This is a genomic window from Enterobacter sp. BNK-8 (genome assembly GCF_048685095.1).
Lineage (GTDB): Bacteria > Pseudomonadota > Gammaproteobacteria > Enterobacterales > Enterobacteriaceae > Enterobacter > Enterobacter quasiroggenkampii.
The window spans coordinates 1,555,327-1,571,994 of the sequence record NZ_JBLQTN010000001.1 but is presented as its reverse complement, the minus strand read 5'-3'; the positions used below and the strand labels follow the sequence as shown (position 1 = coordinate 1,571,994).

The 16,668-nt window shown below is 56.7% G+C and carries 18 protein-coding genes; 8 read left to right on the top strand and 10 right to left on the bottom strand.

Annotation, left to right across the window (positions count from 1 at the left end; translation table 11 throughout):
• Window positions 1–2: 2 nt before the first annotated feature.
• Genes ACMGGU_RS07570 through ACMGGU_RS07560 form a run of 3 tightly spaced genes read left to right on the top strand, consistent with a single transcriptional unit; the run spans window position 3 to window position 2,264 of the window.
• The gene (locus ACMGGU_RS07570; RefSeq protein WP_420300367.1) at window positions 3–818 is read left to right on the top strand and encodes an amino acid ABC transporter ATP-binding protein; all 816 of its coding nucleotides are present in this window, start codon (window positions 3–5) and stop codon (window positions 816–818) included.
• Window positions 818–1,594, top strand: a complete 777-nt coding sequence (locus ACMGGU_RS07565; protein ID WP_420300366.1) for an amino acid ABC transporter permease — start codon at window positions 818–820, stop codon at window positions 1,592–1,594. Before ACMGGU_RS07570 ends, ACMGGU_RS07565 begins: the two co-directional genes overlap by 1 nt.
• The gene (locus ACMGGU_RS07560) at window positions 1,578–2,264 is read left to right on the top strand and encodes an amino acid ABC transporter permease (RefSeq protein ID WP_420300365.1); all 687 of its coding nucleotides are present in this window, start codon (window positions 1,578–1,580) and stop codon (window positions 2,262–2,264) included. The genes ACMGGU_RS07565 and ACMGGU_RS07560 overlap by 17 nt, the downstream gene beginning before the upstream one ends.
• On the opposite strand, the gene fumD is transcribed toward ACMGGU_RS07560, so the two are convergent.
• The 4 genes from fumD to ACMGGU_RS07540 all read right to left on the bottom strand — a co-directional run bounded on the left by fumD (window position 2,245) and on the right by ACMGGU_RS07540 (window position 5,084).
• A complete protein-coding gene (gene fumD, locus ACMGGU_RS07555) occupies window positions 2,245–2,454 on the bottom strand; it encodes a fumarate hydratase FumD (RefSeq protein ID WP_023343959.1) in 210 nt (69 codons plus the stop codon). The genes ACMGGU_RS07560 and fumD overlap by 20 nt on opposite strands.
• Window positions 2,455–2,564: 110 nt before the next feature.
• Complete coding sequence (locus ACMGGU_RS07550; RefSeq protein WP_008500616.1) at window positions 2,565–3,377, bottom strand: MetQ/NlpA family ABC transporter substrate-binding protein; 813 nt, start codon at window positions 3,375–3,377, stop codon at window positions 2,565–2,567.
• Between the two features lie 23 nt (window positions 3,378–3,400).
• Window positions 3,401–4,069 (bottom strand): methionine ABC transporter permease, encoded by a 669-nt coding sequence (locus tag ACMGGU_RS07545; RefSeq protein WP_008500617.1) that lies wholly within the window; start codon window positions 4,067–4,069, stop codon window positions 3,401–3,403.
• Window positions 4,062–5,084, bottom strand: coding sequence for a methionine ABC transporter ATP-binding protein (locus ACMGGU_RS07540; protein ID WP_045910313.1), 1,023 nt, complete (start codon window positions 5,082–5,084; stop codon window positions 4,062–4,064). Before ACMGGU_RS07540 ends, ACMGGU_RS07545 begins: the two co-directional genes overlap by 8 nt.
• Window positions 5,085–5,484: 400 nt before the next feature.
• On the opposite strand from ACMGGU_RS07540, the gene ACMGGU_RS07535 reads away from it, so the two are divergent.
• From ACMGGU_RS07535 to lpp, 5 genes are all read left to right on the top strand, one after another.
• Window positions 5,485–6,855, top strand: coding sequence for a pyridoxal-phosphate dependent enzyme (locus ACMGGU_RS07535; protein ID WP_420300364.1), 1,371 nt, complete (start codon window positions 5,485–5,487; stop codon window positions 6,853–6,855).
• An 11-nt stretch (window positions 6,856–6,866) separates the two neighbouring features.
• The gene (locus ACMGGU_RS07530; RefSeq protein WP_420300961.1) at window positions 6,867–8,012 is read left to right on the top strand and encodes a trans-sulfuration enzyme family protein; all 1,146 of its coding nucleotides are present in this window, start codon (window positions 6,867–6,869) and stop codon (window positions 8,010–8,012) included.
• A gap of 175 nt (window positions 8,013–8,187) precedes the next feature.
• Entirely contained in the window at window positions 8,188–8,382 is a 195-nt protein-coding gene (locus ACMGGU_RS07525) for a hypothetical protein (RefSeq protein ID WP_419765095.1), read from the top strand.
• 7 nt (window positions 8,383–8,389) lie between these two features.
• A complete protein-coding gene (gene pykF / locus ACMGGU_RS07520) occupies window positions 8,390–9,802 on the top strand; it encodes a pyruvate kinase PykF (protein WP_045284943.1) in 1,413 nt (470 codons plus the stop codon).
• Window positions 9,803–10,111: 309 nt separating this feature from the next.
• On the top strand, window positions 10,112–10,348 hold the full coding sequence (gene lpp / locus ACMGGU_RS07515; RefSeq protein ID WP_010430241.1) for a murein lipoprotein Lpp: 237 nt from the start codon (window positions 10,112–10,114) through the stop codon (window positions 10,346–10,348).
• 60 nt (window positions 10,349–10,408) lie between these two features.
• Here the strand turns inward: lpp and ldtE are convergent, their stop codons facing one another.
• The 6 genes from ldtE to sufB form a co-directional block, all read right to left on the bottom strand.
• Window positions 10,409–11,422 (bottom strand): L,D-transpeptidase LdtE, encoded by a 1,014-nt coding sequence (ldtE, locus tag ACMGGU_RS07510; RefSeq protein ID WP_420300363.1) that lies wholly within the window; start codon window positions 11,420–11,422, stop codon window positions 10,409–10,411.
• Window positions 11,423–11,519: 97 nt separating this feature from the next.
• Complete coding sequence (gene sufE / locus ACMGGU_RS07505) at window positions 11,520–11,936, bottom strand: cysteine desulfuration protein SufE (RefSeq protein ID WP_039023841.1); 417 nt, start codon at window positions 11,934–11,936, stop codon at window positions 11,520–11,522.
• 14 nt (window positions 11,937–11,950) lie between these two features.
• Entirely contained in the window at window positions 11,951–13,171 is a 1,221-nt protein-coding gene (gene sufS / locus ACMGGU_RS07500) for a cysteine desulfurase SufS (RefSeq protein WP_420300362.1), read from the bottom strand.
• Entirely contained in the window at window positions 13,168–14,439 is a 1,272-nt protein-coding gene (sufD, locus tag ACMGGU_RS07495) for a Fe-S cluster assembly protein SufD (protein ID WP_420300361.1), read from the bottom strand. Before sufD ends, sufS begins: the two co-directional genes overlap by 4 nt.
• Window positions 14,414–15,160, bottom strand: coding sequence for a Fe-S cluster assembly ATPase SufC (gene sufC / locus ACMGGU_RS07490; protein WP_406914905.1), 747 nt, complete (start codon window positions 15,158–15,160; stop codon window positions 14,414–14,416). The genes sufD and sufC overlap by 26 nt, the downstream gene beginning before the upstream one ends.
• Window positions 15,161–15,169: 9 nt before the next feature.
• Window positions 15,170–16,660 (bottom strand): Fe-S cluster assembly protein SufB, encoded by a 1,491-nt coding sequence (gene sufB, locus ACMGGU_RS07485; RefSeq protein ID WP_021241107.1) that lies wholly within the window; start codon window positions 16,658–16,660, stop codon window positions 15,170–15,172.
• Window positions 16,661–16,668: the final 8 nt, after the last annotated feature.

The window sequence follows — 16,668 nt, the reverse complement described above, 5'->3', positions numbered from 1 at the left end:
TTATGCTCTCAGGTTTATTTTCACACTCCGCGGCCGGTGCCGCGGATTTTTCACATCTGGAACAGGCCAGAGTCGAGTTTCGTCATGTGGACAAACGCTACGGTGACCATCAGGTTTTGAACGACATCAACCTCACCATCACGCCCGGTGAAGTGGTTGCTATCCTCGGCCCGTCGGGTTCCGGTAAATCCACCCTGATTCGTCTTATCAACCAGCTTGAACCCCTGAGCGGCGGAGAGATCCTGGTCGACAACAAGCCTACCGGAAAGCTCTCCGGTAGCGGGATGCGCCAGCTGCGAAGCCGCGTGGGGTTTGTATTCCAGCAGTTCAACCTTTATGCCCATCTTACCGCCAGCCAGAACATCACCCTCGCACTGGAGCACGTTCACGGCTGGAAGCCACAGCCAGCCCAGGCGCGCGCGCTGGCCCTGCTGGAGAAAGTCGGGATGCTGGAAAAGGCCCACCATTTCCCGGCAGAGCTATCCGGCGGACAGCAGCAGCGCGTGGCGATAGCCCGCGCCCTCGCCTCTTCACCGCAAATCATTCTTTTCGATGAACCAACCTCCGCGCTGGATCCGGAGATGATTGGTGAAGTGCTGTTCGTGATGAAAACCCTCGCCCACAGCGGGATCACGATGATCGTAGTGACCCATGAGATGCAGTTTGCCCGGGAAATCGCCGACCGGATTGTCTTTATCGACGGCGGGCAAATTCTGGAAACCGCGCCGCCAGCGCAGTTTTTCAGCCAGCCAGCGCATCCGCGCGCGCAGCGTTTCCTGCAAAAGGTGCTGGATCCGCTGCATCAGGAGCATCTGTAATGCCCGCGCTCGACTGGCAGGGGGTACTGACCGGACAGCCTCTGCAGTGGATACTTTCCGGATTTCTCACCACCTTGTGGGTAACGCTGGCGGGGATCGCGCTGGCCAGCCTGCTCGCACTGCTCTTTATGCTCCTGCGCCTGTCCGGTGGACGCGTCGGGAAAGCGATCGTCAGCGGCTGGGTATCGCTGTTTCGCAATACGCCGCTGCTGGTGCAGCTGCTGTTCTGGTATTTTGCCGCCTGGAACGGGCTGCCGCAGGCGTTTCGCGACGTGGTCAACGCCGATCACAGCTGGTCCATTCTGCCCGGCGACGTCTGGTGGTTTACGCCCGAATTTTTATGTTCTGCCTGGGGGCTGGGCGTTTTTACTTCGGCGTTTTTAATCGAAGAAGTGGAAGCCGGGTTGCGTTCTGTGCCAGTCGGGCAACGGGAGGCGGCGCTCACCCAAGGATTCTCAGCATGGCGCGTGTTTCGCTACATCCTGCTGCCGCAGGGGCTGGCTAACGCCTGGCAGCCCGTTGTGGGCCAGTATCTCAACCTGATGAAGCTCTCCTCGCTCGCCAGCGGGATTGGCTTCGCCGAGCTCACCTACCAGGTCAGGCAGATCGAAAGCTTTAACGCACACGCGCTGGAGGCATTTACCCTCGGTACTGCACTCTATCTGCTGACCGGTCTGGTCATGGGAATGGTGCTGGTCCGCCTTGGGCCGCAGGCGAAACGTAAACGCCCGATCGTCGCCACCACAGGGAGTGAAAAACATGATTGCCGGACTTAATGTCATCACCGATAACCTCGATTATCTGCTGTGGGGACGCGCGGCAGCCGGTGAACCGGGAGGCGTACTGCTTTCGTTAATGATGGCAGCAGGCGCTGCGGTTATCGCTCTGCCCGGAGGGATACTGCTCGCGTGCCTGGCCTGGCGCTTTACCGGGCTCGTGCGAAAAGTCCTCTTTTTATGGGCAGAGCTGATTCGCGGGATCCCGCTCATCTTCGTGATTTTCTGGATGTGGTATCTCCTGCCGCTCATGACCGGGGGCGATCTGCCCGGGGCGCTGACCGTCACGCTGGCGCTGGCCTGGTTTACGGCGGCCACCGTGATGCACTCGGTGCTGGCCGGACTGAGCGCGCTGCCGACCGGGCAGTTCGAAGCCGCGCTGTCACAGGGATTCAGCACGCAGCAAACCCTGTGGCGCGTGCTGCTGCCGCAGGTGCTGAGGAATATTCTGCCGTCGCTGGTGGGGATTTTTATCAGCCTGCTGAAGGATACGTCGCTGGCGTTTATCGTGAACGTCCCGGAGCTGACCACGGTGGCGGGACAGGTCAACAACCGGGTGCAAATCTACCCGGCGGCCATTTTTATCTTTACGGGCGTGGTCTACTACCTGCTCTGCTGCTCGCTCGAGCAGCTTGCGAAACGCTGGCGCCTTACCCGGCCAGCGCTTTAACCACCGTTTCCATTGCCTCAGTTGTCAATGCACTGCGTTTCACGCGCTGGTTCGCCAGCGCGGTACGCAGTACCCCGGCAATGACAATATGCTTTGGCTCCTGCCCTAAATCACGCATCTCAAGCACGACCTTCCCGACCACCCGGCACATCTCCTGATACAGCGCTTCATCTTTGGTCACGTTACCCATCGTCATCACTCCATTGCCTGTTAAACGTTGAGCTTAAATGATTCTCCTGCCGGATACAAAAAAGAAGCCCGGCGAGGAACTCGCCGGGCTTCATCTGTAAAATCAGCTAATTAGTTGTTTACTGGAATGACCGCGCCTTTGTACTTGGTGCGGATCCAGTCCTGAATCTCTTTCGAGTGCAGCACGTTCACCAGCGCAACGATGTCTTTCTTCTTCTCGTCACCGCGATGCACGGTGATGATGTTGGCATACGGGTTGTTTTCACCGCTCTCAACCGCAATCGGGTCGTGAACCGGATCCAGACCGGCGTCAATCGCGTAGTTGGCGTTAATCACCACCGCATCGCCTTCGTTGTTGTTGTACATCTGCGGCAGCAGAGACGCCTCCACGTTAGGCGTGAACTTCAGCTTTTTCGGGTTCTCGACGATGTCGCTGATGCGCGCGGTCACTTTATCGATGCCCGGCTTCAGCTTGATCACGCCCTCTTTCTCGAAGATGGAAAGAATACGACCCTCTTCAGAAACCGCGTCACGCATGATGATCTTGCCACCTTCCGGCAGGTCTTTCAGCGACTTGTATTTTTTGGAGTAGATGCCGATTGGTTCAATGTGGATCGCGCCCGCACTGACAAAATCGTAGTCCTTATCGCCCGCATGATCTTTCAGCACGCTGTTCAGGTAAGGAATGTGCTGGAAATAGTTCGCATCGATGTCATGACCCGCCAGCGCGGTGTTCGGCAGAATGTAGTCCTGGAACGGTTTAATCTCCAGGTCGATTCCCTGCTTCGCCAGAATCGGCTTTGCCTGCTCCAGAATTTCCGCATGCGGCGTGTTGGATGCCCCCACGGTCAGGGTGTCGGCCCAGGAGGCGAAGCTCAGGGCGCTCAGGGTTGCAGCGGCGATCAGTGTCAGTGTCTTTTTCATGATGTGGTTCCTGTGTGTATTTATTAGCGTTTATCTAACAGTGAAGTAATGACATCGCCGCAGAACTGGATAATGAAAACGATGATCAGAATGGTCACCGTTGCCACCAGCGTGACGTCACCATGGTTGCGCTGGAATCCTTCCAGATAAGCCAGATTTCCCAAACCACCGGCGCCAATCACCCCCGCCATGGCGCTGTAGCTCACCAGCGCAATCAGCGTTACCGTAATACCCGATACCAGTGCAGGTGATGATTCCGGCAGTAAAACCCGAAACACGAGCGTGCTCAGTCGTGCGCCCATCGAGCGCGTCGCTTCAATCACGCCTTTATCCACTTCACGCAGGGCGATCTCCACCAGGCGTGCGTAGAACGGTGCGGCACCCACAATCAGGGCCGGCAGCGCCGCGTTGGCGCCAAGAATGGTGCCAACAACGGTCTTGGTGAACGGGATCAGCAGCACAATCAAAATGATGAACGGAATCGAGCGGAACACGTTCACCACAATCGAAATGACGCTATACACCGTGCGGTTGTGGAACAATCCGCCGCGCGCGGTTAAAAACAGCGCCAGACCCAGCACGATGCCTAATACAAAGGTCGCCACGCCGGAAAGCGCGGTCATGTACAGCGTCTCCAGCGTCGCCGCCCAGAGCTGATCCCACTTGAGATGCGGAAAGAGATTCTCAGCCATGTTTAATCACCTCGCCTTCAATATCGCTGTGCTGCAGGTCGGCGAGGATATTGTTCAGTTGTTCATCAGATGCCACGACGTGCACCCAGAGTTGACCAAACACGCCGTGAGCGGTTTGGGTCATTTTTCCGTGCAGGATGTTAAACGGCAGGCCGTAGCGCAGCGTCAGTTCGCCCACAATCGGTTTGTGCGTGCTGTGCCCGGTAAAGGTCAGCCTGATAACCGTACCTTCCAGATCGTTTGCCAGTTCGGTATTGAACGTTTCTTCTTCAGCGTACTGGCTCACCTGACGAACAAACTGCTGCGTAATCGGCTGCTGCGGATGGGTAAAGACGCTCAGCACGTCTCCCTCTTCCACCACTTTACCGTTCTCCATCACCGCCACGCGGTCGCAGATTTTGCGCACCACGTGCATCTCGTGCGTGATCAGCACGATGGTCAGCTTGAACCGACGGTTAATATCCAGCAGCAGATCGAGGATCTGATCGGTGGTCTGCGGGTCAAGCGCGGAGGTGGCTTCATCGCAGAGCAGCACATCCGGGCGATTAGCCAGCGCACGCGCAATGCCCACGCGCTGCTTTTGCCCACCGCTCAGCTGTGACGGATAAGCATGCTCGCGACCTTTCAGGCCAACGAGTTCAATAAGCTCGGCCACGCGGGCCTTTATTTCGGCTTTTGGTACGCCAGCAATTTGCATCGAGAACGCAATATTCTCGCTGACCGTGCGCGACCACAGCAGGTTGAAGTGCTGAAACACCATGCTGATCTTCAGCCGCGCCTGGCGCAGTGCTTCACCTTTTGCGGCAGAAATGTTCTGCCCGTTGATGGTTACGCTGCCGCTGCTCGGTTTTTCCAGACCATTCAGCAGGCGGATAAGCGTACTTTTACCTGCGCCGCTGTAACCAATGATCCCGTATATCTGTCCCTGTGCTATCGTCAAATTGACATTATCAACGGCTGTGAGTGCCACCTTTCCGTTGTCAAAAACCTTCGAAATATTGCTCAGTACAATCATTCTTATTCGTTATCCGTGCCGCCCGTGGCGGTTTAGCAGTATGGATGTCCAAACGATAGTAAACAGGCGTTATCAGCTTTTAAATGAACAAAAAAGAATGTGTTATAACTTTCGGCAATAAACAGCGGATTTACCGGGTGCGAAGCATTTAGACCAATTTCAGCAATGATTATCTGCCGGATGCATATCCGCTGGCGGACGGGCGCAAAAAACGGTCATTTTTGCAGCATTTTATCCCGATATAGCCATCCTCACATCCAGACAACTTTACGTCTTGCTGTCCTTCCATCCAGAAATGGCATTTATATTCCTTTCTGTTCTAAACGGCAGTGAATGGTTCTTTATTGAGAAAATTTCACCGCCCTATCATCCCGTCATGACATCCAGAAAGGAAAACATCATGACGATTTATCACTCCGTCACCGAACTGATTGGTCGTACCCCGCTGATCCAGCTGCATAAGCTTGATACCGGTCCCTGCTCGCTGTTCCTGAAGCTGGAAAACCAAAATCCGGGCGGGTCGATTAAGGATCGCGTTGCGCTGTCGATGATTAACGAAGCAGAACGTACCGGCCATCTGCAGCCAGGCGGCACGATTATTGAGGCCACGGCGGGCAATACCGGTCTCGGCCTGGCCCTGATCGCCGCCCAGAAAGGCTACTCGCTGATCCTGGTGGTGCCGGACAAAATGAGCCGCGAGAAGATTTTCCACCTGCGCGCGCTGGGTGCCCATGTGGTGCTGACCCGCTCCGACGTCAACAAGGGCCATCCTGCCTATTACCAGGATTACGCCCAGCGTCTGGCGAACGAACTGCCTGGCGCGTTTTACATCGACCAGTTCAACAACGAAGCCAACCCGCTGGCGCACCGCACCACCACGGCGCCGGAACTGTATGAGCAGCTTGACGGCAAAATCGACGCCATCGTGGTGGGCGTCGGCTCAGGCGGCACGCTGGGCGGCCTGCAGGCGTGGTTCGCCGAGCACTCTCCGCACACGGAGTTTGTCCTGGCTGACCCGGCTGGATCCGTTCTCGCCGACCAGGTGGAAACCGGACGCTACCACGACGCGGGCTCCTGGCTGGTTGAGGGAATTGGCGAAGACTTTATTCCTCCGCTGGCCCACATTGAAGGCGTCAATCGCGCCTGGCGCATCACCGACCGGGAAGCGTTCACCACCGCGCGCGAGCTGCTGAAAACGGAGGGCATTCTGGCGGGCTCCTCCAGCGGCACGCTGCTGGCGGCCGCGCTGAAGTATTGCCAGGCGCAAACCACGCCGAAGCGGGTGGTGACCTTCGCCTGCGACAGCGGCAATAAATATCTCTCGAAGATGTTCAACGACGACTGGATGCGACAGCAGGGGCTCATCACGCGTCCTCAGGCCGGCGATCTCTCCGACTACATCGCCTTGCGCCACGACGAAGGTGCGACCGTCACCGCCGCCCCGGACGACACGCTCTCCACTGTCCTGGCGCGCATGCGTCTGTATGACATCTCCCAGCTGCCGGTGCTGGAGAACGGCAAGGTGGTGGGCATTATCGACGAGTGGGATCTCCTGCGGCATATCGGCGGCGACGGCGATCGCTTCGCACTGCCGGTGACGGCAGCCATGACGCGTCAGGTCGAGTTCCTTGATAAACACGCGTCGGAAAGCGCCCTGAACGCCATCTTCGACCGCGGCCTGGTGGCCGTCATTAATGACAACGACCGTTTTCTCGGTCTGATTACGCGCAGCGACGTTCTGACCGCCTGGCGCAATCGTCTACAGCAATAAAGGAATCAATGATGAAAAATCTGGCCACCCTCAGCGTACACAGCGGCGAATTCAACGACCAGCACGGCGCCGTCATGCCGCCGATTTACGCCACCTCGACGTTTGCGCAACCCGCGCCCGGGGAGCATACCGGTTATGAGTACTCCCGCAGCGGCAACCCTACCCGCCATGCGCTGGAAACGGCGATTGCCGAACTGGAAGGCGGCACGCGCGGCTACGCTTTTGCCTCCGGTCTGGCGGCCATCTCCACGGTGCTCGAACTGCTGGATAAAGACAGCCATATTGTCGCCATTGATGACGTTTACGGTGGGACGTACCGCCTGATCGAAAATGTGCGCAAGCGCAGCACCGGGCTGCAGGTTAGCTGGGTTAAACCGGACGACCTGGCCGGGCTCGAGGCCGCCATTCGCCCACAGACGCGTATGGTGTGGGTCGAGACGCCGACCAACCCGCTGCTGAAGCTGGCCGATCTGGCGGCCATCGCGGCCATTGCCCGTCGGCATAACGTCATCAGCGTGGCGGATAACACCTTCGCGTCGCCGGTGATCCACCGTCCGCTGGAGTCCGGTTTCGATATCGTGGTGCACTCTGCCACCAAATACCTTAACGGCCACTCTGACGTGGTGGCTGGGCTGGCGATTGTCGGGGACAACAAGGAACTGGCGGACATGCTGGGCTATCTGCAAAACGCGGTGGGCGGCGTCCTGGATCCGTTCAGCAGCTTCCTGACGCTGCGCGGTATTCGCACGCTTGCTCTGAGGGTCGAAAAGCACAGCACCAACGCGCTGGCGATTGCGCAATGGCTCGATCAGCATCCTCTGGTCGAAAAGGTATTCTATCCTGGTCTGGAGTCACATCCACAGTACCAGCTCGCCCGCACGCAGATGGCGCTGCCCGGTGGCATGATTTCCGTCGTGGTAAAAGGCGATGCGCAACGCGCCACCGAGGTGATTCGCAACCTGAAGTTGTTCACCCTTGCGGAGAGCCTGGGCGGCGTGGAGAGTCTGGTAAGCCAGCCTTACAGCATGACGCACGCCTCGATTCCGCTGGAGCAACGGCTGGCGAACGGCATTGTGCCGCAGCTGATCCGCCTGTCGGTGGGAATTGAAGATCCTAAAGACCTGATTGCGGACCTCAGCCAGGCGCTGCAAAAATAAGCAAACGGCGGCAGGTTACTCACCTGCCGCCACAAGTTGTCATCATGGCTTAACGCCTTGATAACAATATTATGTGAAACAGCATTGATTATTTCTGAAACACCGTTTCCATTTTCCTTTTATCTTAAAATCAGCGTATAATGCGCGCCAAATCCCTGGTGAATGGTTTCAGCGCTTGGAATACAAAAAACAACGTACAACTTCTTCTCTCCTTCGTTGGGCTGTCACTCAGGCACACTTTCTTCTGCACGCTCATTTGATGTCTCCTATCCTTAGTGCGTGTCATATACTCTTTTGCAACACAGGTTTGACTCCGCGGCGGTGCGCCCCCGGAGCGAGATTTCCATATCCTTCCCAACTTAAAGACTAAGACTGTCATGAAAAAGACGAAAATTGTTTGTACTATCGGCCCGAAAACCGAATCTGAAGAGATGCTGAGCAAAATGCTGGACGCCGGCATGAACGTGATGCGTCTGAACTTCTCCCACGGTGACTACGCAGAGCACGGCCAGCGCATCCAGAACTTGCGCAACGTGATGAGCAAGACCGGTAAAAAAGCGGCCATCCTGCTGGATACCAAAGGTCCAGAAATCCGTACCATCAAACTGGAAGGCGGTAACGACGTCTCTCTGAAAGCGGGCCAGACCTTCACCTTCACCACCGACAAATCCGTCGTCGGCAACAGCGAAATCGTTGCAGTGACCTACGAAGGCTTCACCAGCGATCTGTCCGTCGGTAACACCGTGCTGGTCGACGATGGCCTGATCGGTATGGAAGTCACCGCTATCGAAGGCAACAAAGTTATCTGTAAAGTGCTGAACAACGGCGACCTGGGCGAAAACAAAGGCGTTAACCTGCCGGGCGTCTCCATCGCGCTGCCAGCCCTGGCTGAAAAAGACAAACAGGACCTGATCTTCGGCTGCGAGCAAGGCGTTGACTTCGTCGCGGCCTCCTTCATCCGTAAGCGTTCCGACGTGGTTGAAATCCGTGAGCACCTGAAAGCGCACGGCGGCGAGAAGATCCAGATCATCTCCAAAATCGAAAACCAGGAAGGCCTGAACAACTTCGACGAAATCCTCGAAGCGTCTGACGGCATCATGGTTGCACGTGGCGACCTGGGCGTTGAAATCCCGGTTGAAGAAGTGATCTTCGCGCAGAAGATGATGATCGAGAAGTGTGTGCGCGCGCGTAAAGTGGTTATCACCGCAACGCAGATGCTGGACTCCATGATCAAAAACCCACGCCCAACCCGCGCTGAAGCAGGCGACGTGGCAAACGCCATCCTCGACGGTACTGATGCGGTTATGCTGTCCGGCGAATCCGCGAAAGGTAAATATCCGCTGGAAGCGGTCGGCATCATGGCGACCATCTGTGAACGTACTGACCGCGTGATGACCAGCCGTCTGGACTTCAATAACGACAGCCGCAAGCTGCGTATCACCGAAGCAGTATGCCGCGGTGCAGTAGAAACCGCTGAGAAACTGGAAGCCCCACTGATCGTGGTTGCCACTCAGGGCGGTAAATCTGCGCGCGCCGTGCGTAAATACTTCCCGGATGCGACCATCCTGGCCCTGACCACCAACGAAACCACCGCTCGTCAGTTGGTACTGAGCAAAGGCGTCGTTGCGCATCTGGTTAAAGAGATCGCCTCTACTGACGATTTCTACATTCAGGGTAAAGCACTGGCTCTGGAAAGCGGTCTGGCACAGAAAGGTGACGTTGTGGTCATGGTTTCTGGCGCGCTGGTACCAAGCGGCACCACCAATACCGCATCTGTTCACGTGCTGTAATAATTCCCGAACGAATTAATTTGGATAAAAAGCGCCCGCCGGGCGCTTTTTTTATTCCTGGCATTAGCCAAAGTCATTCAAAATGCAAATCGGGTTTTTCTATTTAATTGCGAATTATCTAAGATGAATCCGATGATAAATGCCTTTTTTTCCTTAGATTTTTACCCGAAACGGGCTGATTCGATGCTTCTTTGAGCGAACGATCAAAAATAGGTGTATTCCCATCAAAAAAATATTCTCAACCCAAAAAACTTTGTGTAATACTTGTAACGCTACATGGAGATTAACTCAATCTAGAGGGTATTAATAATGAATCGTACTAAACTGGTACTGGGCGCGGTAATCCTGGGTTCTACTCTGCTGGCTGGTTGCTCCAGCAACGCTAAAATCGATCAGCTGTCTTCTGACGTTCAGACTCTGAACGCTAAAGTTGACCAGCTGAGCAACGACGTGAACGCAATCCGTTCCGACGTTCAGGCTGCTAAAGACGACGCAGCTCGCGCTAACCAGCGTCTGGACAACCAGGCTACTAAATACCGTAAGTAATAGTACCTGTTAATAAAATGGCGCACATTGTGCGCCATTTTTTTTGCCTGCGTTAAACGGCTACTGCGTCATCTTCTCCCCTTCATCTTCCGCTACCGCAGCAGATACCCGGCTGTTCTGCACCGACAACACGCTATTGCTGGCTGACGGGCCGCTACCGGCCGACACGATAACCGGGATCCCGGCGCGACGTGACAGCGCTTTATCAATTAGCGCCTTATCGCTTCCCGCCTGGGAAACAAAGGTCGCAAACTCGGCGGAATGGGTAATGGGCGAGACCTGTGGATTTTCCCCTTCTACCTGTGCCAGCGGACGGTGGACCTCAATATAGCGTTTACCATCCGGCTCAACGGAAAACTTCACGGGTTCATTAATAATCTGCACCCGCGTGCCCACCCGCACCTGTTCGAACAGGGCCTTAATGTCCGGGGCGTTCATCCGCATACAGCCAGAGCTGACCCGCAGGCCGACGCTGTCCGGCGCGCTGGTACCGTGGATAAGATATTCCCCATTCCCCACGCCTAAACGCAGCGCGAAGCGTCCCAGGGGGTTATTTGGCCCGGCAGGAACCACCGGAGGCAGTTTAATGCCCTGCTCCAGAGAGCGTGCTCTGATGCCAGGCGTGGGTGTCCAGGTCGGATTAGGGATTTTCTGGCTTACCCGCGTGGTCGTCACCGGTGTTTCCAGCCCCAGCTGACCAATGCCCAGGGGGAAAACCTGAACAATGTTTTGCCCCGGCGGGAAGTAGTAGAGCCGAAGCTCAGCGAGATTCACCACAATTCCCTCGCGGGGCGTATCCGGCAACAGCATTTGCGACGGAATGGTTATCACGGTTCCCGGCGCAGGGTTTACCGGCGCAATGGTATTGTTGGTTTCCAGGATCACCTGGGCCGCCGTATTAAACCGACGGGCAATGGTCTGCAGCTTATTATCCCCTTCCTGTATCGTGTAGGTTTGATTTTGCCCAATCAGACGACTGCCTGCGGGCGGCAATGGATAGTCCATCGCACGGGCCGAATTAAGGGCACCGAGCGAACTGAGGAGTAATAGAGTAATGAGAGACGCGCGCTTCATGCTGAGATTCCTTATTCACTGACAGAACGCCAGAAAGCTGAAAAACCAGCGAGGCGGGAACCACCTCGCGAAACAGAATGAATGCAGTTCTGTAAGTCTAGCTAAGGATTGCAGCTTTGGCGCGGATGGCGCGAATCATCGCTTCCAGTCCCTGAGAACGGGACGGGGTGAGGTGTTGGGTTAAGGCCATTTTTTCAAACCATGGACGGACATCAAACGCGACGATATCCTGCGCCGACATCTGCTGGTAAAGGCTAAAAACGACGGCAATAAGCCCTTTTACAATGGCGGCATCGCTGTCGCCGCGCAATTCGATCGTGCCGTCATCAGACTGCGCCATCACAATCCACACCTGGCTCTGACAGCCCTGAATAGTGTTCTCTGCGCTGTGCGCCTCTTCACCGAGCGGCGGTAAGCGCTGTCCCAGCTCAATGATATAGAGATACTTCTCTTCCCAGTTTGCGCAACGCGAGAAGTTGCGCAGTAATTTATCTTTGTCCGGCAGCTCTGCCATCTTTCGCCTCTCCGTTAGCCCAGCAGCTGATGAATGCGCTTAAGCCCCGCCACCAGCCTGTCGACCTCTTCCGTCGTGTTGTACATCACCAGCGATGCGCGGCACATTGCCGGTACCTGGTAAAACGCCATCAGCGGCATGGCGCAGTGGTGCCCGGTACGGACCGCAACGCCGTAGTTATCGAGAAAACTGCCCACGTCATAGGCATGGTGTTTCCCGAGATTAAACGCAATCACCCCTTGCCGATCGGCAGGCCCGTAGAGGGTCAAATCCGGCACGCTGGCAAGTTCCGCCAGCGCGTAGTGCATCAGCAGCTGTTCGTACTCCTGAATGGCGTCCAGGCCGATGCCAGAGACGTAAGAGACCGCCGCCCCCAGCCCGATAATCCCCCCGGTGTTGGGCGTACCCGCCTCAAAACGCCACGGCGCGCGCGCATAGGTCGTGCCTTCCGTCAGGCTGACAGTGGCGATCATCGACCCGCCCCCTTCCCACGGCGGCATCGCCTGCAGGATGTCTTCCTTCACATATAGCACGCCGATCCCGGTCGGCCCATAGAGCTTGTGGCCTGAAAAGACGTAGAAATCACAGTCCAGCGCCTGGACGTCAACCGCGTGGTGCATCACCGCCTGGGCACCGTCAATCAGGACCTTTGCGCCTGCCTGATGGGCCTTTTCGACGATCTCTGCCACCGGGTTTTCTGTCCCCAGCACGTTGGAGACCTGGGTAACCGCCACCAGCCGCGTACGGTCATCCAGCAAGACGTCAAGCTGCTCAAGCTGAAGCGTCCCGTCCGCATTTAACGGGATCACCCGCAGCTGGGCGCCCACGCGCTCGCAGAGCATCTGCCACGGCACGATATTGGCGTGGTGCTCCATCTGGGTGATGATGATGTTATCGCCCGCGTGAACCTGAGCATTGCCCCAGCTGTTAGCGACAAGGTTAATCCCTTCGGTGGTCCCGCGAACAAAGACCAGTTCTTCCGGCGAGCGGGCGTTAAGGAAGGCGGCAAGCTGCGTGCGCACGTTTTCCATCCGCTGGGTCGCCTCGGCGCTCAGGGTATGAATACCGCGATGCACGGCAGCATAGCCGTGGCGATAGAACTCGGCTTCGGCATCCACCACCTGATTCGGCTTCTGCGCGCTGGCCGCGCTGTCCAGGTAGGCCAGCGGCAGACCGTTTACTTCACGGGTCAGAACCGGGAAATCTGCCCGTACTTTCTCGACGGGAAAACTCATGCTTCGCCTCCAGGCAGACGCTGACCGATCCGATCCAGCACCTGCAGTTTTAACTGACCATCGTGCAGCGCTTCCGTCAGTTCGGCGGCAAACGCGTAGATAATCATTTTCTGCGCCGCCTGCTGGTCGATGCCGCGGGAGCGCAGGTAGAACATCTGCTCGTCGTCGATTCGCCCGACCGTCGCACCGTGGCTGCATTTGACATCGTCGGCGTAGATTTCCAGCTGCGGTTTGGTGTCCACCTCCGCCAGTCGCCCTAACAGAAGATTGTTGTTGGTCATCTGCCCGTCGGTTTTAATGGCGTGCTGCGCCACGTTAATCAGGCCGTTAAACACCGCGCGCCCTTTATCACTGACGATGGTTTTGTGCAGCTGGCGGCTGTTGCAGTAGCCTTTGTTGTGCTCCAGCCACGTGCGCGTGTCACACACTTCCGATTTAACCGGCATCGCCAGGCTGTTGATGCGCAGCGTGGTGTTTTCCCCGTTAAGCTGCGTGCTGGTGTTGTGGCGCAGCACCGCCCCACCGAGCAGGAAGCTGTGGCTGTACGCCGCGGCATCCTGGCCCAGGACAATGTCGTTATGGGCAAAGTGATGGCTCTGCGCATTCTCAAACGCCAGTTTGATGTGGTGTAGCTGGGCATTGGCCGCCACGTTCATCGTCAGACGCGACCCGGTAAAGTGACGCGTCTCATTGAGGCTGACGTAATGTTCGATGACCGTGGCCTCCGCGCCCTCCGCCAGCTCAAGATGGTGACGATAGTGCGCGGTATTGATTTCATCGCCGTTCAGACCCTGAGTGATATGCATGAGCAACAGCGGCTTTGTCGGACGCTGGTTACGCTTCACGGCGATATGCGTCACGCTGCGGGCCAGGCTCTCGGTCAGGTGCAGGAAAACCTCGGGCTGAACCGGGGCGCTCAGGCGCTGGCGATCGTCGTTTATCTCAATCTCAAAGCCGCTCTCCTGGAGCGTGTCGCTCAGTTCCGGACGGAACTGGCCATCGACAAACACCAGGCGCACGGCATCGACACGCAAGGCCAGCGCGTCGCGCTGCGCTGGGGTGAGATCCGCCAGACGGGTAACAAACTCGGCGTTCAGCAGGCCATCAAGCGGGGTGTACTTCCAGTTCTCATGCTTACGCGTCGGCAGGCCAAGACGCAGCATCTGCTGCAGATGCTGCTGCGCCTGCGCCGAGCGTGTGCCGCCCTGGGCTTCAAACAGCCGGTGCCACTGCTGGAGCGCATTACTGCTGTTCGGTAAGCCAGCCATAACCCTGCTCCTCCAGTTGTTTAACCAGCGTAAAATCACCGGATTTCACAATGCGCCCCTGGTAAAGCACGTGGACGTAATCCGGCTTGATGTAGTCCAGAATGCGCTGGTAGTGGGTGACGATAATAAATGAGCGATTGCCGTCGCGCAGGGCGTTGACGCCGTCAGCGACAATCTTCAGGGCGTCGATATCCAGACCGGAATCGGTCTCATCCAGAATGCACAGCTCGGGCTCGAGTACCGCCATCTGTAGAATGTCGTTACGCTTTTTCTCGCCGCCGGAAAAACCGACGTTCACCGAGCGGGTCAGCAGATCTTCCGGCATTTTCAGCAGCCTGATCTTCTCTTCCATCAGATCCTGGAAGTCGAAGCGGTCGAGCGCCTCCAGCCCACGGTATTTGCGCACCGCATTCAGCGCCGTTTGCAGGAAGAACTGGTTGCTGACGCCAGGAATTTCGACCGGGTACTGGAAGGCCATAAAAATGCCCTCTCCCGCACGATCTTCCGGCGACATCTCCAGCAGATCTTTGCCGTTAAACTCGACCGAGCCGTTGGTCACTTCATAATCTTCGCGCCCGGCCAGCGTCGCAGAAAGCGTACTTTTCCCGGAACCGTTCGGCCCCATGATGGCGTGGACTTCGCCCGGCTTAACGTCAAAATTGAGGCCACGCAGGATGGCTTTATCTTCTACGCTGACCTGTAAATCTTTAATGCTTAACATGTGCTTTCCTTAACCGACGCTGTGTTCAAGACTAATGGCGAGGAGTTTCTGGGCTTCAACGGCAAATTCCAGCGGCAGCTCAGAGAACACGTCCTTACAGAAGCCGTTGACAATCATCGAGATGGCGTCTTCTTCGCTAATCCCGCGCTGCAGGCAGTAGAAGAGCTGGTCTTCCCCAATCCGTGACGTGGTCGCCTCGTGCTCCAGCTGGGCTGTGTTATTACGGCATTCAACGTACGGGAAGGTATGTGCACCGCAGTCTGCGCCAATCAGCATCGAGTCACACTGGGTAAAGTTTCGCGCATTGGTGGCCGTCGGCATGATTTTCACCAGCCCGCGATAGCTGTTCTGGCTGTGTCCGGCGGAGATACCTTTCGAGATAATGGTCGATTTGGTGTTTTTACCAATGTGGATCATCTTGGTGCCGGTATCGGCCTGCTGATGGCCGCTGGTGAGCGCCACCGAGTAGAACTCGCCGATGGAGTTATCCCCGCGCAGGATGCAGCTCGGGTATTTCCAGGTGATGGCCGAACCGGTTTCGGACTGGGTCCACGACATCTTGCTGTTTTCCCCTTCGCACAGCGCACGCTTGGTTACGAAGTTCAGGATACCGCCAGTATTGCCGTCGCCCGGGAACCAGTTTTGCACCGTCGAGTATTTCACCTCGGCGTCTTTATGGATGATGACCTCCACCACCGCCGCGTGCAGCTGATAGCTGTCGCGGACCGGGGCGGAGCACCCTTCGATGTAGCTGACGTAGCTCCCCTCATCGGCCACCAGAATGGTACGTTCGAACTGGCCGGTTTTTTCGGCATTAATACGGAAATAGGTGGAAAGCTCCATCGGACAGCGCACGCCTTTCGGCACGTAAATAAAGGTACCGTCCGAGGCCACCGCCGCGTTAAGCGCCGCAAAGAAGTTATCGTTTGAAGGCACAACGGTCCCGATGTACTTTTTCACCAGTTCCGGATGATCGTGAATCGCTTCGCCGAAGGAGCAGAAAATGATCCCCTGCTCTGCCAGCTTCTCGCGGTAGGTGGTGGCCACCGAGACCGAGTCAAAGATAGCGTCCACCGCCACCTCTTTCCCTTCGCGCACCGGTACGCCCAGTTGGTTAAAGGCTTCTTCCACCTCTTTGCTGAGGAAACTGTTCTCCGCGCCGGTTTGCTGCACCGCGCCGGGCTGCGAGGCGCAGGTGTCATCACAGCTGCCGCAGGACGGCGCGGAGTAGTAGCTGTAATCCTGGTAGTTCAGCTTGTCATAATGCGCTTTCAGCCAGTGCGGCTCTTCCATCTCCAGCCAGGCGCGGTAGGCACTCAGGCGAAACTCCAGCATCCACTCGGGCTCGTTACGTTTCGCCGAAATCGCCCGCACGACATCCTCGTTGATGCCTTTTGCCAGCTCATCGGTCTGCAGCTGGGTGAAGAACCCCTCTTTATAGTTGAGGTGCCCGCCGCTCCAGGTATTTACTTCACTCGTTGCTTCAGTATTACGAGACATAGTTCCGC